The organism is Kineothrix sp. MSJ-39, from assembly GCF_018917935.1.
Classification (GTDB): Bacteria; Bacillota; Clostridia; order Lachnospirales; family Lachnospiraceae; genus CAG-194.
Genome location: NZ_JAHLPN010000014.1, coordinates 22,804 through 48,600 on the forward strand (window position 1 = coordinate 22,804; position 25,797 = coordinate 48,600).

At 45.8% G+C, this 25,797-nt stretch carries 24 protein-coding genes and 1 riboswitch; of the genes, 2 read left to right on the forward strand and 22 right to left on the reverse strand.

The genetic code is table 11. The features are described 5' to 3' along the window. Window positions 1-87 precede the first annotated feature (87 nt). The 4 genes from KQI22_RS09725 to KQI22_RS09740 all read right to left on the reverse strand — a co-directional run bounded on the left by KQI22_RS09725 (window position 88) and on the right by KQI22_RS09740 (window position 3,527). A complete protein-coding gene (locus KQI22_RS09725) occupies window positions 88-654 on the reverse strand; it encodes a flavin reductase family protein (RefSeq protein ID WP_216551881.1) in 567 nt (188 codons plus the stop codon). Then, window positions 654-1,841: a hypothetical protein gene (locus KQI22_RS09730; protein ID WP_216551882.1), complete on the reverse strand. Its 1,188-nt coding sequence runs from the start codon at window positions 1,839-1,841 to the stop codon at window positions 654-656. The genes KQI22_RS09725 and KQI22_RS09730 overlap by 1 nt, the downstream gene beginning before the upstream one ends. Before the next feature lie 485 nt (window positions 1,842-2,326). Continuing rightward, the gene (locus KQI22_RS09735; RefSeq protein WP_216551883.1) at window positions 2,327-3,034 is read right to left on the reverse strand and encodes a GTP pyrophosphokinase; all 708 of its coding nucleotides are present in this window, start codon (window positions 3,032-3,034) and stop codon (window positions 2,327-2,329) included. Between the two features lie 226 nt (window positions 3,035-3,260). Then, window positions 3,261-3,527: a hypothetical protein gene (locus tag KQI22_RS09740; RefSeq protein WP_216551884.1), complete on the reverse strand. Its 267-nt coding sequence runs from the start codon at window positions 3,525-3,527 to the stop codon at window positions 3,261-3,263. Window positions 3,528-3,671: 144 nt separating this feature from the next. Between KQI22_RS09740 and trhA the strand changes: the two genes are divergently transcribed. Beyond that, window positions 3,672-4,328, forward strand: a complete 657-nt coding sequence (gene trhA, locus KQI22_RS09745; RefSeq protein ID WP_216551885.1) for a PAQR family membrane homeostasis protein TrhA — start codon at window positions 3,672-3,674, stop codon at window positions 4,326-4,328. Here the strand turns inward: trhA and galE are convergent. The 18 genes from galE to KQI22_RS09835 all read right to left on the reverse strand — a co-directional run bounded on the left by galE (window position 4,325) and on the right by KQI22_RS09835 (window position 25,224). Next, the gene (gene galE / locus KQI22_RS09750; protein ID WP_216551886.1) at window positions 4,325-5,341 is read right to left on the reverse strand and encodes a UDP-glucose 4-epimerase GalE; all 1,017 of its coding nucleotides are present in this window, start codon (window positions 5,339-5,341) and stop codon (window positions 4,325-4,327) included. The two genes, trhA and galE, sit on opposite strands and share 4 nt — an antisense overlap. Before the next feature lie 52 nt (window positions 5,342-5,393). After that, entirely contained in the window at window positions 5,394-6,617 is a 1,224-nt protein-coding gene (locus KQI22_RS09755) for a UTP--glucose-1-phosphate uridylyltransferase (protein ID WP_216551887.1), read from the reverse strand. Window positions 6,618-6,645: 28 nt separating this feature from the next. Beyond that, window positions 6,646-7,545: a metallophosphoesterase gene (locus KQI22_RS09760; protein WP_216551888.1), complete on the reverse strand. Its 900-nt coding sequence runs from the start codon at window positions 7,543-7,545 to the stop codon at window positions 6,646-6,648. A 48-nt stretch (window positions 7,546-7,593) separates the two neighbouring features. Next, the gene (gene asnA, locus KQI22_RS09765) at window positions 7,594-8,601 is read right to left on the reverse strand and encodes an aspartate--ammonia ligase (protein ID WP_216551889.1); all 1,008 of its coding nucleotides are present in this window, start codon (window positions 8,599-8,601) and stop codon (window positions 7,594-7,596) included. Window positions 8,602-9,031: 430 nt separating this feature from the next. Next, on the reverse strand, window positions 9,032-10,423 hold the full coding sequence (gene asnS, locus KQI22_RS09770; RefSeq protein WP_216551890.1) for an asparagine--tRNA ligase: 1,392 nt from the start codon (window positions 10,421-10,423) through the stop codon (window positions 9,032-9,034). Between the two features lie 174 nt (window positions 10,424-10,597). Beyond that, on the reverse strand, window positions 10,598-11,626 hold the full coding sequence (locus tag KQI22_RS09775; protein WP_216551891.1) for a PIN domain-containing protein: 1,029 nt from the start codon (window positions 11,624-11,626) through the stop codon (window positions 10,598-10,600). Window position 11,627: 1 nt separating this feature from the next. Beyond that, window positions 11,628-12,590 carry a hypothetical protein gene (locus tag KQI22_RS09780; protein ID WP_216551892.1) on the reverse strand — a complete coding sequence of 321 codons (963 nt, stop codon included), beginning with the start codon at window positions 12,588-12,590 and terminating at the stop codon, window positions 11,628-11,630. A gap of 8 nt (window positions 12,591-12,598) precedes the next feature. Beyond that, on the reverse strand, window positions 12,599-14,086 hold the full coding sequence (locus tag KQI22_RS09785) for an adenylate/guanylate cyclase domain-containing protein (protein ID WP_216551893.1): 1,488 nt from the start codon (window positions 14,084-14,086) through the stop codon (window positions 12,599-12,601). Further along, a complete protein-coding gene (locus tag KQI22_RS09790) occupies window positions 14,086-15,015 on the reverse strand; it encodes a TIR domain-containing protein (RefSeq protein ID WP_216551894.1) in 930 nt (309 codons plus the stop codon). Before KQI22_RS09790 ends, KQI22_RS09785 begins: the two co-directional genes overlap by 1 nt. Window positions 15,016-15,031: 16 nt before the next feature. Further along, a complete protein-coding gene (locus KQI22_RS09795) occupies window positions 15,032-16,018 on the reverse strand; it encodes a sensor domain-containing diguanylate cyclase (protein WP_216551895.1) in 987 nt (328 codons plus the stop codon). A gap of 1 nt (window position 16,019) precedes the next feature. Then, a complete protein-coding gene (locus KQI22_RS09800) occupies window positions 16,020-16,775 on the reverse strand; it encodes a sugar phosphate isomerase/epimerase family protein (protein WP_330623339.1) in 756 nt (251 codons plus the stop codon). A gap of 183 nt (window positions 16,776-16,958) precedes the next feature. Next, window positions 16,959-17,705 carry an amino acid ABC transporter ATP-binding protein gene (locus tag KQI22_RS09805; protein WP_216551897.1) on the reverse strand — a complete coding sequence of 249 codons (747 nt, stop codon included), beginning with the start codon at window positions 17,703-17,705 and terminating at the stop codon, window positions 16,959-16,961. After that, entirely contained in the window at window positions 17,705-18,478 is a 774-nt protein-coding gene (locus KQI22_RS09810) for an amino acid ABC transporter permease (protein ID WP_253293593.1), read from the reverse strand. The genes KQI22_RS09805 and KQI22_RS09810 overlap by 1 nt, the downstream gene beginning before the upstream one ends. Before the next feature lie 39 nt (window positions 18,479-18,517). Continuing rightward, window positions 18,518-19,426: a transporter substrate-binding domain-containing protein gene (locus tag KQI22_RS09815; RefSeq protein ID WP_216551899.1), complete on the reverse strand. Its 909-nt coding sequence runs from the start codon at window positions 19,424-19,426 to the stop codon at window positions 18,518-18,520. Window positions 19,427-19,737: 311 nt separating this feature from the next. Beyond that, window positions 19,738-22,572, reverse strand: a complete 2,835-nt coding sequence (locus KQI22_RS09820) for a hybrid sensor histidine kinase/response regulator (RefSeq protein WP_253293594.1) — start codon at window positions 22,570-22,572, stop codon at window positions 19,738-19,740. 103 nt (window positions 22,573-22,675) lie between these two features. Next, window positions 22,676-22,751, reverse strand: a riboswitch (cyclic di-GMP riboswitch). 201 nt (window positions 22,752-22,952) lie between these two features. Beyond that, entirely contained in the window at window positions 22,953-23,414 is a 462-nt protein-coding gene (locus KQI22_RS09825) for an Hsp20/alpha crystallin family protein (protein WP_216551900.1), read from the reverse strand. A gap of 195 nt (window positions 23,415-23,609) precedes the next feature. After that, window positions 23,610-24,317 (reverse strand): flavodoxin, encoded by a 708-nt coding sequence (locus tag KQI22_RS09830; protein ID WP_216551901.1) that lies wholly within the window; start codon window positions 24,315-24,317, stop codon window positions 23,610-23,612. A 19-nt stretch (window positions 24,318-24,336) separates the two neighbouring features. Next, window positions 24,337-25,224: an aldo/keto reductase gene (locus KQI22_RS09835; protein WP_216551902.1), complete on the reverse strand. Its 888-nt coding sequence runs from the start codon at window positions 25,222-25,224 to the stop codon at window positions 24,337-24,339. Between the two features lie 161 nt (window positions 25,225-25,385). Here KQI22_RS09835 and KQI22_RS09840 point away from each other — a divergent pair, with 161 nt between their 5' ends. Then, entirely contained in the window at window positions 25,386-25,796 is a 411-nt protein-coding gene (locus KQI22_RS09840; RefSeq protein ID WP_216551903.1) for a MerR family transcriptional regulator, read from the forward strand. The last annotated feature ends 1 nt before the right edge of the window (window position 25,797 follow it).

Genomic DNA, 25,797 nt, shown 5'->3' on the forward strand with positions numbered 1-25,797 from the left:
GTGGCAATTACTGTTTATTCTATTATAGTAATTATCTTGTGCTTTATTTTGTTCTTGTCATCATCATACTGATTTTCATCTGCTTCGTCAAGACTTTTTTCTCACACTGTAACCAAAACGTCCCAGTTCTTTTCCCATGGCATAATACGTGCCATGCGAATAGACGATCGGATCCGCCTGCTCCAGATGGAAGGAATTCTTCTCATCCATATAGGCATCATCCACGCTGACCGCTACTACCTCGGCAAGGAACATATCATGGGAGCCAAGCTCTTTTACTTCTGTGACACGGCATTCAATGTTGACCGGGCTTTCCGAAAGGCGCGGTACTTTTACTTCCTTTCCGGGGATCAGATGCAATCCCAGTTCTTTACATTTGTTCACATCCCTGCCACTCCTGACACCGCAATAATCGGTCGCATATGCCAGTTTCTCTGTAGTCAGATTGATAACAAATTCTCCTGTTTCCAAAAGCATCGCGTGTGAGAAACGTTCTTTTCTCACGGAAATGCTTACCATAGGCGGATTGGTGCAGACCGTTCCCGCCCAGGCAACTGTAAAAATATTCGGTTTTCCCTGCTTATCTGCCACAGTCACAAGTACTGCAGGCAGCGGATACAGCATATTACCCGGTTTAAAATCTATTTTAGCCATTATAAAATTCCCAGCATCTGCAGGATCTGGATCGTAAGAGACGCTGCTGAAAGCAGGATCGCAAATACGAGCAGAGGCTTTGTTCCTTTACTTTTCTGTACGGATTTTTCAAGCGAATCCATATGATCGTTCAAATCTCTTGTTTTATTACTGAGCTGCTCCATCAATACAGCCTGTACATTTCGATATACCTTAACATCTTCTTTATGCACATAGTCTTCAATGTGCTTCTGCACATCATCCAGATATAACCGGATGTTGACGATCATTTCCTTGATCTGACTGGTCGCTTCGATCAACTCTGCATTGTCTGCCGGCTTTTGCTGTTCCAGTTTATTTTGCAGATTCTGGAGCGCATCCTCTGTTGTCCGTGTCAGATCCTGCAATGCATTTTCCGTATTGACCGCCATATCCTGCAGAAGGCTGTGCTGTCTGATGGCATTATCTGCGATATTCCCGGAAAGCTGTTCCAGCTTTTCCTCTACTGCTCTGACCGTATCAAGCGTTTCTGTCTGATTGCCTTGTTGCTTCTGCTCATCCCACTCCCTGAGCATTGCTAGGCTCTGTGCATTTTCTGCAAGAAGCTTCTCTACCGCCGCGGAAATCTGTCCGTCAACACCCGTGAGTTTCTCATCTACAACCGAAATCCTGTCGCCTACGCCCGTAAGCTTATCATCCACACCGGAAAGTCGGTCGTCAAAACCGGTGATTTTCTCATCTACATCGGAAAGTCGGTCACTCATACCTGCGAGCTTGTCATCTGCATCGGAAAGCTGCACGCCCATGCTGTCCCGCATGTTTTTCAGTTGTGCATCCATCAGCTCCTGCATTCCCGCAATCTGCAGATCCAGAGCCTTTTTCTGCTCCGCAAGTTCCTGCGTTACCACCAGATTCAGCTGCTGTGCATCTGCGGCTTCCGTATCATTTTCTGCTTCCTCCGTCACAAGTGCATGAAGTTTTGCCTCATACTCTTCCAGCTGCTCGATCCCACAGGAAAGCATCTGGGATACCTGCTCGGAAACTTCAACTGTTTTTAAATTCAGACGCCGGATCTCCTGCATCATTTTTTCATATTCCGCAGTCTGTTTCCGCAGTCTCTCGTTTTCGCGTGCTTCCGCTTCGCCGTTTGCCTGTATGAGTTCACCGGCATTAAACCGCTTCGTCAGCCTGTCCATAAAATTATCCATGCTTACCCTCCGTCATCCTGATTATCCGTGCACTTATGCGTAATTAATTACTAAGACCTCATTCGCAAAATCGCATCTCCAATGTATTCTTTTGATGCAATAACTCTGATTCACTACTATTTTAGCATTGTTTTCGCCCTTTTACAACACTCGCCGGTCGTATTGTGGTTGCACATTTTTTGTGCATTTTGCATAGATTTTACATACATCATTTTTATGCTTTGTGTAAATTCACTTATATTTCATATGCCGTTCATAATTTGTTCATATTTGATTGGTATACTTTTCTTAAATCAAAGGAAACAATTCTTTATCATCAAAAGACATCTACCGAAAGATAAATTTTTTCATAATAGCCGCGGGGCCGAAAGGTTTCGCGGCACTCCTCATTTTATGGGGACTTTTTATTTTGCCGGAAGGATTTCGTAGCCCTATAGAGCAAAAAAGTGCTGCCATTTGGCAACACTTTTCTTTTATATATTCCTTTATACAATCGCTTCTTCTGTTTTAGCAGACTCTGCTTTGGCAGCTTCTGTTTTCGCCGCTTCCTCCGCCTTCTGTTTGGCGATCAGTTCCTGTACTTCCTCATTCAGGGAAAGCATTCTGGCATCCAGATCCGATACCATCATGGCACATTCCACCAGTTCTTTCTTAATATGCTCCGGTGCATTGCCTTCAAATTTGTAATGGATCTTATGCTCCAGACTCGCCCAGAAATCCATCGCAACCGTTCTGATCTGGATCTCTACCTTGGCATCCACAATACGATCCGATAAGAAGATCGGTACTGTCACGATCAGATGATAGCTCTTATATCCGCTCGGCTTCGGATTCAGAATATAGTCCTTCACGGAAAGCACGCGGATGTCATTCTGGTTGATCAGCATTTCCGCAATCCTGTAAATATCGGATGTAAAAGAGCAGATAACACGGATTCCCGCAATATCATTGACATACTTTACCATATTCTGGATGCTGGATTCATAGCCATGCTTTTTCAGCTTCTTGACAATACTTTCCGGTGATTTGATACGCGATTTGATATGTTCGATCGGATTGTACTGGTGCACATGCTGGAACTCATCATTTAAGATCTCCAGCTTTGTCCCGATCTCCTTCAGCGCAGAATTATATACAAGCTGGACTTCCTTCCAGCTGTCAATGTCATTTCTCGTATTTGGTACAAATTCCATAAATTCCCCAACTTTCCTTTTTACTACATCCCTGCTGCATCGTGATTTTGTCAAATCACGACATTCGGGAACCCCTCGCATTTTTATTTGATCGCACATTTGCTTCGCAAACATGCGACAAGGCTCGGGGCTACATCATGAATTTAGCAATTCATGACATATATTATATCACATTTTTTAATTTTTTGTGGAATTTTACTAATATTTAAGAAATAGATTTCAAAGATCAGTCTTCCTCAATCATCTGGATCTCCAGATAGTCGAAATCTATAGATTCAATAAAATTATCCTGGTAAAAACGGGCTCTGCTGTGATCCTGAAACTCCTTGACCGTTTTGTCCAGCCAGATCGGTTTTCCGAGATCAAAGGTATAAATGATCTCATCCATTGCATGGAACACTTTCTGGGTTCTGCCCGCATCAGAAGCATCCTCCACAACGGTATCTTTGATCATATGATTGTTTTTCCAAATCTTTGCCCACATTCGAAACATAGAAATTCTCCTTTTCTGCCGTACATTCTGCCGGTTTTTGTCTCAGATCGTCTGTATCAATCTGTTGACTTTTGCATATACTTGATGTAGTATTTGTATTGTAGTAAGTAGTTTTCAAAACTACGTGTTGAGGAGGTTGTTATTATGCAAATCACATTACGAGAACCCGGAAGTGCATTGACACATTTTATCGCCATGGTTATGGCAGTCGGCGCAGCTGTTCCGTTATTGTTAAAAGCTGCATCTTACGGCTCTGTCTGCCTGCTCGCCATGCTTGTTTTCATCATCAGCATGATCTTATTATATGGCGCAAGTGCCACTTATCATTCCATTAATTTACCGGCGGCTGTAATCAAAATATTCCGCAAGATCGACCATTCCATGATCTTCGTCCTGATCGCAGGCTCCTATACTCCGGTCTGTCTGCTCGTCCTCGATCCGAAAAGAGGCTATCCGCTGCTGATCGCAGTCTGGTCGCTTGCACTGATCGGAATTGGCATTAAGTTCCTATGGATCACTTGCCCGAAATGGTTTTCATCCGTGATCTATATCGCCATGGGATGGATCTGCGTCTTTGTATTCAGTCCGATCGTCCATCGTCTGCCCTCTGCTGCCTTTGGCTGGCTGCTCGCAGGCGGAATTATCTATACGGTCGGTGGGATCATATATGCATTAAAGCTCCCGCTTTTTAACGCCAGACATCAATATTTTGGTTCTCATGAAATATTTCATCTGTTCGTCATGGGCGGAAGCTTCTGTCATTTCATCTTTATGTACCAGTATGTGATCGGACTTTCCTAATCAGCGAATCCGTTTGGATTCATGCGCTGCCATCTCCAGGAATCTTCACACATTTCTTTGATATCACGCTGAGCGACCCAGCCAAGCTCTTTCTTTGCAAGGGAGGCATCTGCATAATTGGTTGCAATGTCTCCTGCGCGGCGCGGCTTGATCTCGTACGGGATTTTAATACCGGTCGCAGCTTCAAAATTCTTGACAATATCCAGAACGCTGTAACCTTTTCCGGTTCCTAAATTATAGATCTTCAGTCCCGGATTTTCTTTGATCTTTGCGATCGCTTTCACATGACCGATCGCCAGATCCACAACGTGGATATAATCTCTCACACCTGTTCCGTCCGGTGTGTCGTAATCATCACCAAATACACCAAGGCATTTCAGTTTGCCGACAGCAACCTGAGTGATATATGGCATCAGGTTATTCGGAATACCATTCGGATTTTCACCGATCTTACCGCTCTTATGTGCACCGATCGGATTGAAGTAACGAAGCAGGATCACATTCCACTCGGGATCCGCTTTCTGGATATCTGTCAGGATCTGCTCCAACATGCCCTTTGTCTGTCCGTATGGATTGGTGATCTCACCCTTCGGGCAATCTTCCGTTACCGGTACTTTTTCCGGTTTTCCGTATACGGTTGCTGAAGAAGAGAAGATAATATTTTTTACCCCATGCTTACTCATAACATCAAATAAGATCAGAGAACCTGAAATATTATTGTAATAGTACAGCCATGGTTTCTGTACGGATTCTCCGACTGCTTTCAGTCCTGCGAAATGGATCACACACTCGATCTCGTTTTCTGTAAATACTTTTTCCAGCGCTTCTCTGTCCAGAATGTCCGCTTCATAAAAAGTAACCGGTTTTCCTGTGATCTCCTCTACACGGCGCAGAGATTCTTTGCTTGCATTGACCAGATTGTCCACAACAACTACGTCATATCCGGCATTCTGCAGTTCCACAACTGTATGGCTTCCGATGAAACCTGCTCCACCTGTCACTAAAATTGCCATTTTCATTTCCTCCTGTTGTCTGTTGGTTCATTTCTTTATTTTCTTACAAAACTTATATCTGTATCCCATTTTGGACAAGCAGCGCCCTTGCTGTGTCCACGCTGTCCACACCTTCTTTGTTCTTGATCGGTGCAAACTCATGCTCCCGCACGACCTCAAATGGCAGACACTTATCCATATCATGGATCATATCCAGCACAAGCTGCTCAAACTTATAGCCGTTTGGCTCCTGCGGATTTACCTTTGTACCTGTCTCATCGATATGTGCGATCTTCTTTTCTACTTTATGATGCGGAAGCTTGTGGGACATCGTACGTTCCAGTTCGCTGACACGGAACAGATAATTCAGGATCACGCCGTAATTATAGGCGTATTCTCCCCTGTCATTTTTTTCCTGCCGCATTTCTTCTGTCAGCTCATAATATTCAATGATCGACGGCTTACCGTCTTCCAGACACATCACACCGACCTTTTCATCCGGATTAGCCTTAGCTACCACTTTGGCGCCTACATTGCACTGTTCTTCGATACAGGCTCCTACAAAAACCGGATCGGCGATCTTCTGTAATACGTTATCTACAGCAAATACATTCAGCCATTCGATACCCGTTTTGCGAATCTGATCCAGAATACCGCTTCTTGCCATGGAAACAAACCATCCGCCGTTTCCGTTTGGGGAAGTCGCAATCTTGCCTTTTTCCTCCAGATAGACTTTGCCGTTATGATCTACAGCAGGCGCCATCTCCTGCATAAAGAAGAAAATATGATCCTGCGGATATCCGAAATACTGATGTTCCTTAAAAAATGCCACTGTCTGATCATGGTTTTTATCACTTGTCATCACATATAAATAGATCATATGCTCTGCCTGTGTTGTTACCTGCAGCAGATTATGGATCAGGCATTCAAAAATATACAGATCCTTCGTCACACCGATATTGTATACACCTTTCGGTGCATCGGAGCCAAGTCTTGTCCCCATTCCACCGGCAAGTAAAACCGCACCGACTTTATCAGCACGGATCGCATCCAGTCCGGTTCTGCGAAATTCTTCCTTCTTTTTCTCAATTTCCGGAAGCTGCATGGCAGCCAGCGGCGCGATCTTACCACGTTCCATTTTATGTGTGGCATCCATGGAAGAAAGCACTTCAAAATCTGTTGCCTCTATCTGTGAGAGAAGCATCTGTTTCTGTTCCTCATTTAATTCCCCATAAAAATGCAGCAAGTGCTGTTGTCCGTATTTTGTCAGTTTATCCAGCGCCTGTTCATAATTCATATACGTTTCCCTTTCCCTTTCTTTATTGCTATTTCTCATTTTTCTGATATAAAGTCACTTTTACCAGTTCCGGTCTGTTCAGAAGCCGGATCGGTATCACACTGTTTCCAAGTCCCCGGCTGATCACAAGATCCGTATCTTTTTCGTGAAAAACTCCTTCTGTATAAGCAGGCAGAAAGCCCTGATCCGGTGCCACAAATCCGCCGATGAACGGAATGCGGAACTGTCCGCCGTGCGCGTGCCCGCTCAACACCAGACTGATCCCGTATGCTGCATATTGTTCCAGCCTCTGCGGCTCATGTGCCAGAAGGATCATAAAATCATCCGGCTTTTTCCGGGCTGTCAGCTTTTGCAGCGCCTTATCACATTCCGCCGTAGAAGCAAGCGATGCATCATCGATCCCTGCCATATAAATCGTTTCCTTTGGCTTACCCATCGTCAGGATACGCACTTCATCCTTTAATATATGAACACCTGCATTCTCAAGTCCCTGCATCAGGCGATCCGTATTCTCTGCGGACAGCCAGTTGTCATGATTGCCGGTCACAAAATAGACAGGAGCCAGAGCCGCTATGGCAGAAGCAAGCTCCAGTGCCGTATCGACATCCGGGCGGTTACTGTCTACCAGATCTCCCGTGAGCACGATCACGTCCGGCTTACACGCCCTGATCCTGCGGACAAGTTTTTTCTGCTCCCTGCCAAAGGATTTATTGTGCAAATCTGATATTTGCACTATTGTACACCCATTAAAGCTTTGTGGCAAATCTTTATTTACAATATCATATTCCGTGACCGTCAAGCCATTGTTCTGCCAGTATAAAAATGCCGCCAGCAGACAGAAAAAAAGCAGGCAGAAGCATGCTTTTTTCTTTCGTCCATCTACTTTTCTTTGCGATCTGTCAGCTTTGGATGTAAAGGAAAACTTCATAATTCCACCTGCCTGTTCTGTTTTCTGTTCCTGTGATAACTGCCGGCCTTATAAGAATACAACGCCTTTTTCTTCTGCTTTCCGCAGATCTTCCGGAAGCCATACAGACGCCTGCACCTCTCCCAGATGTGCTTTTCTGAGGAAGAACATGCAGATTCTGGACTGTCCGATTCCGCCGCCGATCGTATACGGAAGCTCTTTATTTAAAAGTGCTTTCTGGAACGGAAGCTCCATACGTTCTTCGCAGCCTGCCTTTTTCAGCTGTTCCTTTAAGGAATCCTCATCTACGCGGATACCCATGGAAGATAATTCCAGTGCCATATCCAGGACCGGATAGTAAACGATGATATCACCGTTCAGCTTCCAGTCATCATAGTCAGGTGCTCTGCCATCATGCGGCTTACCGCTTGTCAGTTTATCTCCGATCTGTTCAAGGAAGATTGCACCGTATTCCTTTGCAGCTTTGTTTTCTCTCTCTTTTGCAGTAAGCTCAGGGTAACGATCCTCCAGCTCCTGTGTTGTCACAAAGGTGATCTCCTCAGGCAGGATGCATTCAATATAATCATATTCGTTTGCCATAAACTTTTCAGTCACACGAAGTGCTTCGTATACGGATTTTACCGTATCACGCAGTGTTTCTTCGGTTCTGTCCTCTTTGGCAATGATCTTTTCCCAGTCCCACTGATCGACATAAATGGAATGGATATTATCGGTATCTTCATCTCTGCGGATCGCATTCATGTCGGTGTACAGTCCTTCTCCGACGGAAAAGCCATACTGTCCGAGTGCCATACGTTTCCACTTTGCCAGAGAATGTACGATCTCCATTTCTCTGTTTTTCTGTTCTTTCAGATCGAATGCAACCGGGCGTTCCACGCCGTTTAAGTTGTCATTCAGACCGGAAGATGCATCTACAAACAGCGGTGCGGATACACGGCTCAAGTTAAGCTGTGTGATCAGCTCACGCTGGAAGAAGTCTTTGACGCGTTTGATCGCTTTTTCGGTGTCTTTGATGTTGAGGGCGGATTTGTAACCCTCCGGAATGATTATGCTCATGTGCAGCTCCTCTTCTTTACTTTCTTAACAGGCATCCTCCCACTTCGTGGGTCCCTCTCACGGGATGTGCAGCCATTTCAAATTCTCGCTCCGCTCGAATGGGGCTGCACAGGGTAGTAAGGCATCCTCCCACTTCGTGGGTCCCTCTCACGGGATGTGCAGCCATTTCAAATTCTCGCTCCGCTCGAATGGGGCTGCACAGGGTAGTAAGGCATCCTCCCACTTCGTGGGTCCCTCTCACGGGATGTGCAGCCATTTCAAATTCTCGCTCCGCTCGAATGGGGCTGCACAGGGTAGTAAGGCATCCTCCCACTTCGTGGGTCCCTCTCACGGGATGTGCAGCCATTTCAAATTCTCGCTCCGCTCGAATGGGGCTGCACAGGGTAGTAAGGCATCCTCCCACTTCGTGGGTCCCTCCTTACTACATATACTACAAGTCACAATTTTTCACAGTTCGTGGGAATGGGATGACGTCGCGGATATTGCCCATACCTGTCAGGTACATGACGCAGCGTTCAAAGCCAAGTCCGAAGCCTGCATGTCTTGCAGAACCGTATTTACGCAGATCCAGATAGAACTGGTAATCTTCCGGTTTCAGACCGCATTCCTGCATTCTCTGCAGAAGGACTTCGTAGTTGTCCTCTCTCTGGCTTCCGCCGATAATCTCGCCGATACCCGGTACAAGGCAGTCCATGGCAGCAACAGTCTTGCCATCCTCGTTCAGTTTCATATAGAAAGCTTTGATCTCCTTCGGATAATCTGTTACAAATACCGGTCTGCCAAATTCTTTTTCTGTCAGATAGCGTTCATGCTCTGTCTGCAGATCGCAACCCCAGGATACTTTATAATCAAATTCATCATTGTGCTTCTCTAATATCTTTATGGCTTCTGTGTATGTCACATGACCAAATTCTGAATGAAGGACATGCTCCAGTCTTTCGATCAGACCTTTATCCACAAACTGATTGAAGAAATTCATTTCTTCCGGCGCATTTTCCAGTACATAGCTGATAATGTATTTGATCATGCTTTCTGCCAGTACCATATCGTCCTTCAGATCTGCAAAAGCGATCTCCGGCTCGATCATCCAGAATTCTGCCGCATGTCTTGTGGTATTGGAATTTTCTGCACGGAAAGTCGGTCCGAATGTATAAATATTCTTAAATGCCATGGCATACGTTTCGCCATTTAACTGGCCACTGACTGTCAGGTTGGTCGGTTTTCCGAAGAAATCCTGCTGATAATCAATACTGCCGTCTTCCTTTTTCGGTACGTTTGCCAGATCCATTGTCGTAACCTGGAACATTTCTCCCGCACCTTCACAGTCGCTGCCTGTGATCAGTGGTGTATGCACATAGACAAAATCGCGCTCCTGGAAGAACTTGTGGATCGCATATGCGATCAGGGAACGAACGCGGAATACAGCTTCAAATGTATTGGTACGCGGACGCAGATGAGAGATCGTACGCAGATATTCAAAAGTATGTCTCTTTTTCTGCAGTGGATAATCCGGTGCGGACTGTCCTTCGATCACAACTTCTGTTGCCTGGATCTCAAACGGCTGCTTTGCCTGTGGTGTCGGTGTTACAACGCCTTTTACGATCAGGGCAGCACCTACATTTAACTTGCTGATCGCTTCAAAATTGGAAAGCTGGTCGGAATATACAACCTGCAGCGGTTCAAAAAATGTACCGTCATTGATCACAAGGAAGCCAAAGCTCTTGCTGTCACGTTTGCTTCTCAGCCATCCGCCGATCGTAACTTCCTTTTCCAGATATTCCTTCTGCTCCCGGTATAAATCTCTGATATTTACTAAATCCATGATAGTTTACTCCTTATATCTTTTCCTGTAAGATCCTATAGATCCTGCATCTGCGCATCCGGCAGTTCACATTCTTTGCCGCACAGACCACAAACATATTAATTTTACTCCATTTCAGCCGCGTTCGCAATAGCATAACGCACCTTTCGTGTGCTATATTGCCTGCATTGATCTTTACAGTGCTTTAAGCCACTCCGTAAACACCGGCTGGATCAGCTTATAAAAGTGATTGCCGTTTTCCTGTTTAAAGGTTTTGACAAGTGCCATATTCAGTGTCTGCTTGTCCTGTGCCTGCAGCATACAGCCATAGATCTGTCTGTATACGCCCGCGTGCAGGCTTTCGCCTTTCAGCTTCTGGCGCACTTTCTTTTTCACGGATTCCGGTACATTCGTGCGGACAGGTTTTTCCGGTGCAACGCTTGCTTGGGCGATTTCTTTATCTGTTTTCCGACTGTTTTCCTGCCTTGTTTTTGGTTGTCCAGTACTAACTTCTTGATCAGGTTGCTCTGCGGTATCTACATTTTGCACCGCAACCTTCACCTGTTCCTTTTGTACGAAAGCAGCCTCATTTTTATCTGTCTCACTGTTATCTGCTGTGTTGTTATCTGCTACATTGTCCGCAGTATGTGTGGTTACCGCATCTATATTTTGCGCATTCTCAAATCCAGCCTGTTTCTCATCCTGTACGATCTGATTTTCTGCCTGACTGTTTTCCTGCATTTCCTGCTTATCAGGCTGCGCTGTCTGGTTCTTTCCGCCTGTCGTTCTGGAAGCCTGCTTTGTCGCCTTAGCAGTTGTCTTCTGCTTACCTGCTGCCTTTCCCGCCGCAGTCTTTGCAGCTATTTTCTGTCCCGCGATATTTTCCTTTCTGACAATGCGGATGCCCCACTTCTTCCAGAAATCGATCACGCTGTCATAGCCGCTGTCCTTGCTGATCACATAATATTCTTTTACATCAGTCTGTCCGACCAGATAGCCTAAGTAGGTCGTCAGCTGGAAATCCAGATAGTTCTTTGCCGTTTTTGTTGTTTTGATATATTTTACCTGTGAAGCTGCCTGACAGATCTTCACATGCTCGTCAAACGGAACTGCTCCTGTTTTCGGTCCATAGAAAATGATGATCAGATCATCTTCTTTCAGTTGTTCGATCCCGAGCAGACCCTTGACACCTGTGTTTTCATAATCAATTAAATAGGTTGCCATATTATTCTCCTGTTTTCAGTTCATAAGTCCGTTCAAATACTTCCCGGCGGATGATGTACATATCCTGCAGATCATCTAAACGAATTGCCAGATAATCTCCCGCCTTTCCAATAAAATAATCCTCTCTTCCCTTTCCGAATACCTTTGTGCGCACCTGAAGCTGTTTTGCATAAATACCGCCCGGCTTTGGCGTGCACAGATACGCCAGTTCATCGATCGTTTTATATTCTCCCGTCCGCGGGAGCTCCACTGCCGGGATAAAGTCCAGAAGCTGCGAAAAAATATCAAGCTGCTCATCGCTTTTCTCATAGCTGTTTTCAAACTTTTGTCTGGTGATCTCGTACACTTCGCCCAGACAGCCGATCATGATCAGCAGATCCGCGTCTGCCCGTATCGTCAATCCGGTATCGTTTTCCAGCGTTTTGATACAGATCTCTTCTCCCGGCTTTGCAATATCCAGTGTTTCGACAACCGCCCATGGGATCTGCTTCTTGCAGTAAACGGGAAGCTGTCTGATCTGTTCTTCCTGCGCCGCCTCTTTGTCCGCATAGATAACCGCAGTTTTAGCAAAATACGCATCTGTCTGTTCCATGAAATAAGAAAGAAGATCTGTCGTGCCCTGCTCGGTCATGCTCACATCCAGAATGACCTGCGACATTTCCCCCTCTGCATATACCGCATCCCCGCGCAGCATTCCGTAATCTGCAAACAGGGCATCCAGAAATTCCAGTGCTCTGATCTGCTCTGCCCGGCTCCTGCACCACACATGTACGCAGTCGGTCAGTCTGCTCACGATCAGGAGCACTTTTTTATCAAATGTCTGGAGCAATGTTTCCATCTGCTCACGCTCCCAGCAAAATCCTCTGATCGCATCCACGATCAACACGCTGTTCTCCGTTTCCAGATAGATGCGGTTGATTCCGTTTTGCGGTATATTTTCCTGTACCAGTACATATTTTCCCATGCCACATCTCATCCTTTGTCTGCATTTTCTTTTGTTACAAGCTGCAAGAAATCTTTGGAAAGGAACGTAAAGTGCAGTCTGTATCTGTTACCCTCCGCTTCCACGATCTTGGCATATGCATTTTCCTGCGTATCAAGTACCAGCTCCACATCTGTGAATACATTGGGGTATTCCGCATTTTCCTGTGGCAGGATCTGCAATACAATTTCTTTGTCAGAAATAGCATGCACGCTTGCCCCAATGGCACTGCCCAGTATCTGCTTATCCAAAAGCACATACATACTGAGAATGCATCTGTCCTCCAGAAGCGTCATCGGAGTTTCCTGCTCCTGCACCAGACTGCAGCCATAAGTACCTGCAATGCCCGCGATCTCACAGACCGGAATTTTCTCCCGGATCCCTTTCATGGCGATCTCAAAGCTGCGATGGAAGGTAACGATCTGCTCGATCGGTCTGAGCGTTTCCATCGATGCCAGAATCTGCCCGCCAACGCTGTAGCTTTCCACACGGGAGCACAGATTAACCGCCTGCCCGATCACATTATAGCGCATCAGGCTTTCCGAACCGATATTGCCGATAAACACCTCTCCTGCGTGAATACCGATTCCCATTTCGATCGCGGGATATCCCTTTCCCTGATTGAAAGCATTGACATCGTGCATTTTATTCTGCATACAGATTGCTGCAGCAATGGCATCTGCCTGTGGGCATTCCGAAGCCAGTGGCGCACCAAATACTGCCAGAATCGCATCGCCGATAAACTCAATGACTGTTCCGCGATAGCTCTGGATGACCTCGGTCATTTCCCCCAGAAAACGGTTGATCATTTCAATGACAACTTCCGCAGGGAGTCTGTCTGATAATGAAGTAAAGCCGCGCAGATCCGCCATCATGACGGTAAGATACCGCTTCTGTCCACCGATCGCCGCACCCTCGGGATGTTCCAGGATCACCTGCACCACTTCATCGGAAAAATATTTGCCGAAGACCTGATGTAGCAGCTCATTTCTGGCTGCAAGCTGTTCGTTCAGCCGCTTGATCTCTTTTGCCGTGGCAAGCTCTACTGCCTGCTTCTGCAGAAGCTTTTCATAATTTCTGGTCATTTCGTGCTGCCATGCTGCCTTTTCCATACGGAGCAGTGCTGCATCGGAAAACGGAAGCACCAGAACGACCGTCCCACCAAGCTCATAGCATTCCTCATCCTTTTCCTGTGTTCTGCTCCCGCAAAGGAAAAAGACCGGAATACCTGCAAAGGCAGGCGCATTTTTGATGCGGGAAAGTGACGTAAAACCGTTTTTTTTGCCATCTTCATAATCGACCAGAAGAAGAGACGGCATTTCCACAGCATCTTCGCCGCCGAGATGCTCCATTGCTTTCTCTACTGCCGCATCAGAAAGCAGACAGACCGCACGCATACCCCCGCCCTGATTGATCTGCCTCTGTACCTGTACCAAAACTGTTCTGTTGCCGGACAATACCCAGATATTCTTCTTCATTACCCTTTTCTCTCCGGTGATCCGAAATAATGGTATTTCTGATCGGTGCTTTTCTCTTTTCTCTGCTGCTCCTTGCACGCCTCACATAAATGCCCGGAACGGATCGGCATTCCGCATTTCTCACATTTCAGTCGGAAAGACGATCCAAGCGGTACTTCCAGTCTGTCATCCCAGAGGAAATATTCGATCGTTTTCCGGGGAATACCGGTTTCTCTTGCAATCGTCGTGATCTGGCTCGGCCCGTTCTCATCCAGAAAATTACGAATCGTCTGATAGGTGTCATAGCAGTATGTGCCGCACGTTCTGCACTTATAGGTTCCGCGCGATACCATGACAAGCTCTCCCCCACAGTTTTCGCATACCACAGGGGTCTTATTCATCTTCAGGGCGTTCCCCCGCATTGCCTGCTTCAGATGTGGAGCAAGCCCCTCCTGCACCGGTCTTTTCTGTCTGCTGACAGGTTTCTTCTGCTCCTGCTTTTCGGACTGATCAGCCTGCTTTTCTGCCGCCGTGTCTGCCTGATCTGCCTGCAGCGATAACAGCGTATTCAGCCGTTCCCTCGTCATTCTGAATGCCTGCTCCGGGTTTTCTGCATAGGAGATCGTCTGCACATTATTCAGATAAAAACGGAACATATCGCTCAGGTCATCCTCTGTCAGCTTCAGTGGAACGATCGTCTTTCTGTCATTGATCGCACAGTCGATCTCCTTTTCCACCCAGATGGATTCCTGGGAATACGGGGAGATCACGAGCAGAAATACCTGACACTGCGCGATCGCACGCGGGATTTCACGGGCATAATTGGAGCCTGCCGGGATCATTTCCGGTGCTTTCCAGTAGCTGATACCGGCTTCCTTCAGCATCGCAACGATCTTTTCCACTATTTTACTGTCTTTGGAACTGTAACTGATAAAAACCGATTCCTTCACTTTCCAGGGCCTCCGATCAAATTACTTTATTTCTTCCTGTCTTTTTCGCCTCGTACAGCTTTTCATCCGCACGTCTGACATTTTCTTCCACAGAGAGCATCTCGTCGATCTCTTCCACGCCGAACGACATGGTCACCCGGATCTCCTGCCCTTCATAACGACAGACCTCCTGCAGCATTTTCCGGCGGATCTCTTCTGCCACTTCTCTTGCCTGCCCGCGGTCTTTACCGCACAGAAGCAGGATAAATTCTTCGCCGCCCCAGCGGACAGTCTCATCATCCAGACCGACACTTTCTTTCAGGACTTCTGCCACATGCCCAAGCACCGCATCTCCCGCATTATGTCCATAGGTGTCGTTTACTTTCTTAAAATAATCGATATCTCCCATGACAATGGAATACGTCTTCTTCTGCCCGGAGAGGATCCGTGTGTGGAACGCCTCATACAGCCCGCTTCTGTTTTTCAGTCCGGTAAGCTGATCGAAAAAAGCTTTATTGTGCAGCAGATACGATTCCAGTGTCTTGGCACCGAAAACAGCAACGAGTGACAGTCTCTTGACATCCTTCTCATCAAAGGCGCAGTCGCCGTCCTCTCCCTGCTTATTGAGTGCCTGATAAGCACCCAGCATTTCGCCGTGCTCACTTGTGACCGGAATGCACAGGATCGACTTTGTGCGATAGCCCGTTTCCATATCTACTGCCGGATTAAAGCGGGAATCCTCATAAGGCTCATTCAGTACGACCGGGCGGTTTTCCTGCATTGTGACGCCGACAATTCCGGTATTTTCCGGTACAACGATCCTCTCATTTCCGACTGCGGCAAGCGTCCAGTACTGGTGCGATTTGCGGTCCCAGAACCAGAAAGAGGCTCTGTCCGACTGCACAAGCGTACGTCCCAGGTTTGTGAGGATCTCAATCGTACTTGTAAAATCTCTTTTTTCAAAGAGCTGGTTCATATAATAAAAGATGCTTTCCAATAATGCATCTGCATTCTGATTCTTCATATTATTTCACTCCAAGCTGTATCAGATAATCAAGGGACTGCCTCTGCCAGTCCGGTCTGGTTGTCTCTATAAGCACAGTCAGACTGCTGAAGTATTTTTCGTAAAATACCGCAAACTTTTTCCAGTCTGTCACGCCGCTGCCAACGGCAAGATGCAGATCATGCTTTCCGTCATGATCGTTGATATGTACATGCCTGACATAAGGCGCCAGTGTTTCCACCCAGGTATCGATCTTTGTCCGGGAAAGAGACGCATGCGCATAATCCAGACAGACGCCGTAGTTCGGATACTTGTAAAGGCGCTCGGAGAGCATCCTTAGCATATCCGGGCTGTCATCAAACATATTTTCCATATAGATCGACAGATCCGGAAACTGCAAAAGCAGCTTTTCCACATAATCCCCGGTCATGGAAACTGCATTCTGTATATAAGACGGGGCATCCAAAAACGGATTGATATTGGTATGGAAGACCACACCTGCCACCTTTCCTCTTCTTGCCTGCTGCATGCTCTGCAGCATCCGCAGCTCGGAAACCTCCCGGATCTTCGGATCTGTACTGAACACCGTCACATCCAGAAAAGCACCATGCATTGTACAGACCGCAGGTCTTTGACAGGCATCATACTGCTGCCAGATCCCGTCAAGACTTGCCTCGTCTGACAACACAACCGGATCATAAAAGTCATTGTATTCAAAGCCCACCTGATAAGACTGCGCGATCTGACAATAGTCTGCCAGATTGTCCACCTTTGACACGATCAAAAACTGCCCCATCGTTTTCCCTTTCTACACGCGAAAAATTCCGAAATATATCAGTCCCAGTATAACACCTAACACGCACACGCACAAGATAAGCACATGAAAAAGGAGCTTTGCCGGGCAGATAAATGTACCGGCAAAACTCCTTCTCTTATACTCTTTTATTTTATTTGCGCAAATTCAGACCGTTGTATGAAAACGGTTCAGAAATTCCTTTGTCTGTTCCTGCTTTGCATGCTCAAAAATATCACTGCTCGAGCCTTCTTCCACGATCACGCCGTCCGCCATAAAGATGACCTTATCGGAAACTTCTTTTGCAAATGCCATTTCATGTGTGACAACAAGCATCGTCATGCCTTCTTTTGCGAGCTTAGACATTACGGACAACACTTCTCCGACCATCTGCGGATCCAGAGCAGAAGTCGGCTCATCAAATAAGAGCACTTCCGGTTCCATGGCAAGCGCACGCGCAATGGCAACACGCTGCTTCTGTCCGCCTGATAACTGTCTTGGTTTGGCATTGATGTACTGCTCCATGCCAACCTTTTCCAGAAATTTGATTGCAAGCTCTTTGGCTTCCTTTTTGCTTTTCTTTGCAACGGTGACAGGTCCTGTCATGCAGTTCTCCAGCACCGTCATATTGGCAAACAGGTTAAAATTCTGAAAAACCATTCCCACATGTTCTCTGTAGGAAGGTATGTTCATTTTCGCATCCGTGATATCTTTTCCGTGGTAGTAAATATTGCCGCCTGTCGGTGTTTCCAACAGGTTGACACAGCGCAGCAGTGTGGATTTTCCCGATCCGGAAGGTCCTATGATGGAAATTGCCTCGCCTTTATTGACCGTAAAATCGATATCCCGCAAAACCTCATGTGTTCCGAAGGATTTTTCCAGATGAGAGATCTGCAGTACTTTTTCTGTATCCATTATGCTCTCCCCCTTCCTGAAACACGCATCTGATTTCCGATATCCATGACATCCACCAGCTCGTAATTGTCATCACCGTCCAGCTTTCTTTCCCAGAGTGCCAGAAGTCTGGAGGATACAAGCGTCATCGTCAGATAAATACACATGACGATCGTAGCGGATTCAAAATAAGTGTATAAAGCACCAGCCACGCTTTTATGAACAAAGAACAGATCCACAATACTGATGACTGACAGGACTGAAGTATCCTTGATGTTGATGATAAAGTTATTGCCGATCTGCGGAATGATATTCCGAAATGCCTGCGGTAGAATGACCTTGAGCATTGCCTGCACATGTGTCATACCGATTGCCTTTGCGCCTTCCATCTGTCCCGGATCAACGGAAATAATACCACCTCTGACCGATTCTGCCATGTAAGCACCGGTATTGATGGAAACAACCAGAAAAGCTGCCTGCCACATACCAAGCTGGATATTGCACATCTGTGACAGCCCGAAATAAATGAAGACTGCCTGTACGATCATTGGTGTACCTCGGAAAATCTCCACATAGGCTTTCAGAATTACCTTGACAAGCCCCAGCAGAAACCGTTTGCCGATCCCATCCCGTTTTTTATCCACAGGTATCGTCTGTACAATACCGACCGCAAAGCCGATCACACAGCCGATCGCCGTGGAAACAAGTGCGATCAGCAGTGTTGTGCCTGCCCCTTTTAAGTAGGAGATTCCATAGTTTTGTAAAATATAAATAATACGTTCAAAAAAGTTCATTTCGGAAATCATAATATTTCTCCTTTAAAGGCGATCCCCTTATTCAGACAATGGCTGAACAGAAATCGCATCATTCATCATGGCATCAAAATCATCTGTTGTCATCGTGGAAAGAACAGAGTTGATACCATCTAAAAGTTCGGTGTTTCCTTTCTTGACGGAAATGCCGATGTTGATCTCTTCCTCGGAAACCTGGAAGTTATCATCGGAATCCGTGAAGTCAAGCAGCTTCAGATCAGGATAAGCAACGACTGCTGCCTTTGCGGTTGGCATATCTGTCACTACAAGGTCTGTACGTGCGCTTTCCAGTGCAACCAGCATCGCCGGAGCAGATTCCTGTGCAGGCTGGATATTGGCATCCTTGATCTGTGGCAGGCAGACATCATACCATACCGTACCAAGCTGCGAAGTACAGGTTGCACCTGCAAGATCTGCAACGCCCTTGGCATCCGCATACTGTCCGTCACTCTTTACCAGACCGACAATAGAAGCATAATAATATGGCTCTGAGAAATCTACCATCTGCAGACGTTCTGATGTAATAGACTGTCCTGCAATGACGCAGTCAACTGTTCCTGACTGTACAGCCGGTACTAAAGAATCCCAGTCCAGCTTGACGATCTGAAGCTCATAACCAAGTGCATCTGCAATTTTCTTTGCCATCATGACATCATAACCATATGCATAATCGGAGCTGTCGTTGATCTTTACCGCACCGTTGGAATCATCTGCCTGTGTCCAGTTATATGGAGCATAACCACATTCCATTGCGACCTTTAATACTTTCTTTTCTGCGCTGCTGCCTTCTGCCGCATCTGTAGCTGCATCCGTTGCCGCATCTGTGCTTTCTGCTGCTGCACTCGTATCTGCCTCTTTGCTGCTTCCGCAGGCTGTCAGCATTGCTGCTGTCATAACAGCCAATAATAAACCAAGTACTTTCTTTTTCATAATTTTCCTCCTTCTTGCGCAAATCTGCATCTAAATGAACTCACTACTCGAAAATCATGCTGCTTTCGCAGCATCCGCACTTCGTGCTCTGGATTTTCTCGTTGTACGCTCGGGTGAACACTTCTATAACCTGCTACGCAGGTTATTTCGCCGTACATTTGCTACGCAAATATACGACAATGCTTGATTTCCTTCCTCGCTACAAAAAAGAGGAAACTCCCCTAAGGGAATTTCCTCTTTGAAATTCATTTTATACTTTATGCGCTTTTGTTTCCATAGTGTATCATATATTGTCTGAAAATACAAGCCTCTTACATCCATCTTTTCAGCACGTCGCAAAGCTTATTCATATCAAGCGGTTTTGCCACATGCTCGTTCATGCCCGCAGCTTTTGCCATAACCACATCTTCGGTAAACGCATTCGCCGTCATGGCAATGATCGGAAGCTTTCCGGTCCATTCTCTTTCCATTGAACGGATCGCAGTTGCTGCCTGATAACCATTGATCTTTGGCATCTGGATATCCATGAATACAAGAGCGTAGTAACCATCCTCCACTGTTTCTATTCTTGTGATCGCTTCCTGTCCGTCCGCCACTGTTTCTACCGTTGCGCCGGTCATCTCGATGATCTCTTTTGCAATTTCACTGTTCAGCTCGTTGTCCTCAACTAACAAAATTCTTTTTCCCGTATAATTGCTCTTGCGGATCCCATCCAGATAGGTATCTGCCCTCTGGTGCGTTCCCCGCACAATATCATGCAGCGCTCTGGAAATCTTCGACTTAAACATCGGCTTTGTAATAAAGGCATCAACACCTGCTGCCTTTGCTTCTTCCTCGATCTCCGCGTAATCATAGGCTGACATCACAATGATCGTAACCTCACGTCCGACGATCTTCCGGATCCGTCTGGTTGCCTCAATACCGTCCATTCCGGGCATCTGCCAGTCCATAATGATCGCGAAGTAATCATCCATGCGTGTATGGCGTTCCTTTACCTTTTCGATCGCCAGAAGACCGGAATCCACCCATTCTCCCTTAATTCCGATATCCTGCAGGATTGCAACAGTTCCTTCGCAGCAGACATGATCATCATCCACCACCAGCACAGGGAGATCCACCAGTTCTTCGATCTTTTCGCTTTGTTCTTCCTGCAGTTTCAGGAAAATATCGACAATAAAGCGGCTTCCTTTTCCCGGTTTACTTTCCACCTTGATATTACCGCCCATCATGGATACGATGTTTTTGGTGATCGCCATGCCAAGACCTGTCCCCTGGATCCGGGAAGTTCTCTTATCATCCACCCTGGTAAACGGTTCAAATATGACTTTCAAAAAGTCCTCACTCATACCGATTCCATTATCTTCCACGATAAACTCGTAACAGCCGATGTCCTTATGCCCCGTCTGCTTTTCCTCAATTGAGAAGAGGATCGTTCCGCCATCCGGTGTGTATTTAATGGCGTTACTCATGATATTCGTAAATACCTGCTGGATCCGCAGGCTGTCACCACGTACATTTTCATGCTCGATCCGGCGAAGATGCATCTCAAACCGGTGATGATGCGCTGCCAGTGAGTCTTTTACCATGGCGATCAGATTGTCGGTCAGCTCCGACAAATTAAATTCTTCCTCCGTCAGAGAAACATTACCGCTTTCTATCCGGCTCATATCAAGCACTTCATTGATCAGTCCAAGCAGGTGTCTGCTGGACTGTGTGATCGTGGAAAGACAGTCGATCACCTTTTCTTTCTGATCGATATTTGCGCCTGCAATGGCAGTCATCCCGACAATGGCATTCATTGGTGTCCGGATATCATGGGACATATTTGCCAGGAACTCCGTCTTTGCCCTGCTGGCTTTTGTTGCTGCATCAAATGCATCCTTGAGCGCCTGTCTGGATTTGATCTCCGCTTCTTTTTCTGCCGTGATATCCTGTGACACCAGAAGTACCTGTGTCAGGCGGCCATCCTTCCATGCATGCGGAAGCACTACCATCTGTTTATACTTATTTTCTTTTGGCATGCTGTATTCAAACTGGATCGCATCATCCGTTGTTTTCAACTCACTTTGCAGGTTAGCCATAGACAAATAATCTTCCAGTTTTTCATCCTCAGCCAGCGGAATACAGTATTCCGAAATCTGACTGATCCAGTTTGTATAACCACCGTTTTTTTCGAAAATGGTCTCTGCATGCTCCATTTCATAATACTGGTACGTATCTGTGTCCAGATTACAGATCACAAAACGATTCACCAGCCGGATCAGAGACTGGATGACCTGATCCATCTCTTCATTTTTTGCACGCAGGCTGTAATAATTCTGTCTTTCTATCTCTGCCTGTTTTTCCGCATTGATATTGACAAAAATACCTATAATTCTGCGGACGCTGCCATCGATACGTCTGCTGACTTCCGCATTGGCACGGAACCATTCATAACTCCCGTCCTGCATTTTCATACGGTATTCTACATTATATTTCTTAAAATCCGTCTTATCCTCAATAGCGCACATCAGAGCGTTTAACGTCTGTTCCTTGTCATCCGGATGCAGAAGATCCGACCAGGAAGACAGTTCATTCGGGAAGTCGATCACACTGTGATAACCGAGCATTTCCCGGAACCGACGTCCCCAGACGACTCTGGTAATCCTGCCTTCTTCATCGCAGTCAAAATACCAGGAACCGGATTTTATCACACTGTTTACCAGCGTCATGTTATAGCTTTCCCAATTCAGTCTGACCGCAAGCACCCAGATTGGTCTGCCACTTGTGTCAACAGAATCCTCCTTGTAGAGCTGCATATCCAGAAGATCGCCGTTCTTTGCGATCATCCGACACTCTCCACGTTCCTGCGCCTGCATAAAATGTGCCAGAGAAAACAATTCCCTGTCCGATTCACAGACCAGCTCCACCAGTGATCCGCCTGTTTTTTCCATCATTTCTTCAAATTCATAATCCAGATTTTTCAGAAAAAAACGGCTGGCAGATAAAATAGAGAGTTTCTCATCATAATAGCCGCTCACAACACCGACCGCATAACAATTTTCAATGGCATGGCTCATCGCCGAAAGACTTTCCTCTCCAACTGCGCGGATATCCCCGGAATATAGATTTTCTTCCTCGAACGGTATAAACTCCGTTTGAAACATTTCACTTCTCATCGCATTATCCCTTACAAAAATATAAGCGTACTACTTTACATATAAAAGGCAAAGCAGCACGCTCGATCTTCGAACACAATATCTTTTAATAAAAGGCAACTGGCTGCCATCTTACAGGCCCTATAGCTTTGCGTCACAGTCTTTCGACTGCTTTGCCCAATATTCATTTGTGATACAGGGGTATTTTACAGAATTTCTTTTTTTCTGTAAAGATTCTTTTTAACAGAATATCGCTTACTTTTTGCAATATATTGCTCAGTGAATATAATATAATGAATGTGCATCCTTGCAGATCTTTTTATGTGATAGGAATATTCTATCACATAAAAAGTGCCCCGGATCGCTCCGGGGCACTTTTCGCTAACTTATCATCCTTCAATTGCAATGTAACCTTTGTTTTCTACAGCAGGCTTTGCTTCTTTCTTTGGAACAAAGAGCTTTAAGATACCATGCTGGAAGGAAGCTTTGATATCTTCCTGCTTGATCTCTTCGCCAACATAGAAGCTACGCTCACAAGCACCGGCATAACGCTCACGGCGGATGTATTTGCCGGATTTCTTATCTTCCTCGTCCTCATCAAGACCTCTTGCTGCACTGATGGTCAGATAACCATTTTCAACGCTCGCTTTGATCTCATCTTTCTTAAATCCCGGAAGGTCTATCTCAAGCTCGTAGCCGTCATCCAGTTCCTTAATATCTGTACTCATCACATTTTTAGCTCTGTGTCCGTACAGCTTTTTCTCCATATTCTTGAAATCCTTATTGTCAAACCAAGGATCCTCGAAGAAATCTCCAAATAAATCGTTTCCAAAAATACTAGGCATCAACATAAGTCATCCATCCTTTCTATCATTAAAAACCATTTGTTTTGATGTCAAATCAGAACCGGAAGATCTGGAACTTTCTTTCTTTTTATTCCTCTTCCTTTGTTCTATAACTGTTATAACACCTAGCATTAGCACTGTCAATAGGTGAGTGCTAATTTTTTGTGAAGATTTTGTGAACGCTATGCGCTTTGTTACTCTTTATTCCGTGATATTTAAAGAGTATACCCAGTCCTTTACATCCTGGTCGTCTGCAGCCGAGCTGAATCGCTGTCCGTCCTGCCAGTCACCTGTTCCTGCCATTTCAGCCAGCAGCTTTCCACTGTCTCCGATACCGGAAGAAGCTGATGTACAAAATGGGATTACGGTCTTACCTGTAAAATCATTGTCCTTCACAAAATTATTTACAGACCATGCAGCAGTTCCCCACCAGATCGGATATCCGATCAGAACTGTATCATAGTCTTCCCAGTGATCCGGTGTTTCCTGTGTCAGTTCCACGTTTCTGAGGCTTTCATCGTCATGTTCTCTGGATACTCTGCTGTCTTCATTGGACCAGTTCAGGTCATCCCCTGTATATGGCTCCACCGGTGTGATCTCAAACAGATCTGCTCCCGCTGTATCTGCGATCGTCTGTGCAACTGCTGCTGTGCTGCCTGTTGCAGAATAAAATACAACAAGTGTTTTTCCTTCTGAAACAGTCTGCGCCTCCGTTTCCTGTGTATCTGTCGTATCCGTCACTGCATCTGTGGCATCATCTGGCACTTCTGCAGCATCTGCTACTGTTTCTGTATCCTGACTTTCTACTGCCGGTGCATCCGCTTCCGCCTGATCGGAAGTACTGCCGCAGCCTGTCAATATGCCTGCGAGCATACTCACTGCCAACACTGTACATAACCACTTTCTCATTATTTCTTACCTGCCTCTCTTACCAGTTTTTCTTTTCTTTTGCACTGTCATGGTTCTTTTTTCTTTCTTCTACCATCTTCACAAACCACTCTACCATATTCGGATCCTGATGAGAGAAGAATGCGCTTTCTGCCTTATCCAGCTCTGCGATCTTCTGCATATCGTCCTCGGACAAATCAAAATCAAAGACGTTAAAGTTCTCTTCCATTCTTTCTATATGTGTGGATTTCGGAATCACTACAACGCCTCTCTGGATATGCCAGCGCAGCATCACCTGTGCAGGTGTTTTTCCATATTTCTTTGCGATCTCTGCAATGACCGGGTTATCAAATGTACCGCCTCTGCCTTCACCGAACGGAGCCCATGCTTCCAACTGGATGTCATACTTGTCTGCCCATTCTTTCATTTCCTTCTGCTGATTGAAAATATGCGTTTCTACCTGATTGATCATCGGTTTGATCCGGTTAAAGGATGCAAAATCAACCATTCTGTCTACATAAAAATTGGAAATACCGATTGCTCTGATCTTACCTGCTTCGTACAGTTCTTCCAATGCACGATATGCACCGTATGCATCTGAAAATGGCTGATGTAACAGTACCAGATCCAGATAATCTGTTTTCAGTTTTCTCATGGATTCCAAAACAGATGCTTTTGCCTGTTCGTATCCGTAGTGTTCTACCCATACTTTTGTTGTCAGGAAGATCTCTTCTCTCGGAATACCGGATTCTGCGATCGCTTCTCCAACTTCTTCTTCATTAAAATAGCTCTGCGCTGTATCGATCGCTCTGTATCCCACCTTTAAAGCATCCAGAACACATCTTTTGCACTCCTCTTTGGTTACCTGATAAACACCATATCCTAAAATCGGCATTTTTACGCCATTGTTTAAAGTTACATATTCCATTGTTTGTCCTCCTTACTTGCTATTGTTTACTTTTTATGATACGATCATATCAGTCGGTAGTAGCTACCGGTCAAGCGTTTTGTGAAAATAATGTTGTGAAAATAATGTGAACTTGGCAGAAACATTCTGCTTCCGATTCTATCACAGAAAGGAGTAATGAAATGTATTCCATGAAAGAAGCCTGCCAGCAGACAGGAATGACTTATGAAAATCTGAAATTTTACTGCAATGAAGGACTTATCCCAAATGTGAAGCGTGACAAACGTAATTACCGCGTTTTTGATGAACATGACATCAAATGGATCAACAGCCTGAATTGTCTGAAGGGCTGTGGCATGAGTATCTCAGAAATGAAAGAATACCTTGCACTTTGTCTGCAGGGCGAACGCTCTATCCCGCAGCGCAAGGTCATTTTAGAAAAGAAAAAAGAAGCCCTGCTTTCATCTATGGAAGAACTGCAGAAATCAGTTGCTTATATAGACTGGAAGCAAAGCTTCTATGATGATGTTTTAGCCGGCAGGACAGCATACTACAGCAATCTTGTCCCGGAGCTGATGAAAGATACCGATTAGC

Bases quoted from the DNA above. Each gene is read 5' to 3' on its own strand.
- KQI22_RS09725 (WP_216551881.1), bottom strand. From the start codon at position 654: ATGGCTAAAATAGATTTTAAACCGGGTAATATGCTGTATCCGCTGCCT.
- KQI22_RS09730 (WP_216551882.1), bottom strand. From the start codon at position 1,841: ATGGATAATTTTATGGACAGGCTGACGAAGCGGTTTAATGCCGGTGAA.
- KQI22_RS09735 (WP_216551883.1), bottom strand. From the start codon at position 3,034: ATGGAATTTGTACCAAATACGAGAAATGACATTGACAGCTGGAAGGAA.
- KQI22_RS09740 (WP_216551884.1), bottom strand. From the start codon at position 3,527: ATGTTTCGAATGTGGGCAAAGATTTGGAAAAACAATCATATGATCAAA.
- trhA (WP_216551885.1), top strand. From the start codon at position 3,672: ATGCAAATCACATTACGAGAACCCGGAAGTGCATTGACACATTTTATC.
- galE (WP_216551886.1), bottom strand. From the start codon at position 5,341: ATGGCAATTTTAGTGACAGGTGGAGCAGGTTTCATCGGAAGCCATACA.
- KQI22_RS09755 (WP_216551887.1), bottom strand. From the start codon at position 6,617: ATGAATTATGAACAGGCGCTGGATAAACTGACAAAATACGGACAACAG.
- KQI22_RS09760 (WP_216551888.1), bottom strand. From the start codon at position 7,545: ATGAAGTTTTCCTTTACATCCAAAGCTGACAGATCGCAAAGAAAAGTA.
- asnA (WP_216551889.1), bottom strand. From the start codon at position 8,601: ATGAGCATAATCATTCCGGAGGGTTACAAATCCGCCCTCAACATCAAA.
- asnS (WP_216551890.1), bottom strand. From the start codon at position 10,423: ATGGATTTAGTAAATATCAGAGATTTATACCGGGAGCAGAAGGAATAT.
- KQI22_RS09775 (WP_216551891.1), bottom strand. From the start codon at position 11,626: ATGGCAACCTATTTAATTGATTATGAAAACACAGGTGTCAAGGGTCTG.
- KQI22_RS09780 (WP_216551892.1), bottom strand. From the start codon at position 12,590: ATGGGAAAATATGTACTGGTACAGGAAAATATACCGCAAAACGGAATC.
- KQI22_RS09785 (WP_216551893.1), bottom strand. From the start codon at position 14,086: ATGAAGAAGAATATCTGGGTATTGTCCGGCAACAGAACAGTTTTGGTA.
- KQI22_RS09795 (WP_216551895.1), bottom strand. From the start codon at position 16,018: ATGAAGAATCAGAATGCAGATGCATTATTGGAAAGCATCTTTTATTAT.
- KQI22_RS09805 (WP_216551897.1), bottom strand. From the start codon at position 17,705: ATGGATACAGAAAAAGTACTGCAGATCTCTCATCTGGAAAAATCCTTC.
- KQI22_RS09810 (WP_253293593.1), bottom strand. From the start codon at position 18,478: ATGAACTTTTTTGAACGTATTATTTATATTTTACAAAACTATGGAATC.
- KQI22_RS09815 (WP_216551899.1), bottom strand. From the start codon at position 19,426: ATGAAAAAGAAAGTACTTGGTTTATTATTGGCTGTTATGACAGCAGCA.
- KQI22_RS09820 (WP_253293594.1), bottom strand. From the start codon at position 22,572: ATGTTTCAAACGGAGTTTATACCGTTCGAGGAAGAAAATCTATATTCC.
- KQI22_RS09825 (WP_216551900.1), bottom strand. From the start codon at position 23,414: ATGTTGATGCCTAGTATTTTTGGAAACGATTTATTTGGAGATTTCTTC.
- KQI22_RS09830 (WP_216551901.1), bottom strand. From the start codon at position 24,317: ATGAGAAAGTGGTTATGTACAGTGTTGGCAGTGAGTATGCTCGCAGGC.
- KQI22_RS09835 (WP_216551902.1), bottom strand. From the start codon at position 25,224: ATGGAATATGTAACTTTAAACAATGGCGTAAAAATGCCGATTTTAGGA.
- KQI22_RS09840 (WP_216551903.1), top strand. From the start codon at position 25,386: ATGTATTCCATGAAAGAAGCCTGCCAGCAGACAGGAATGACTTATGAA.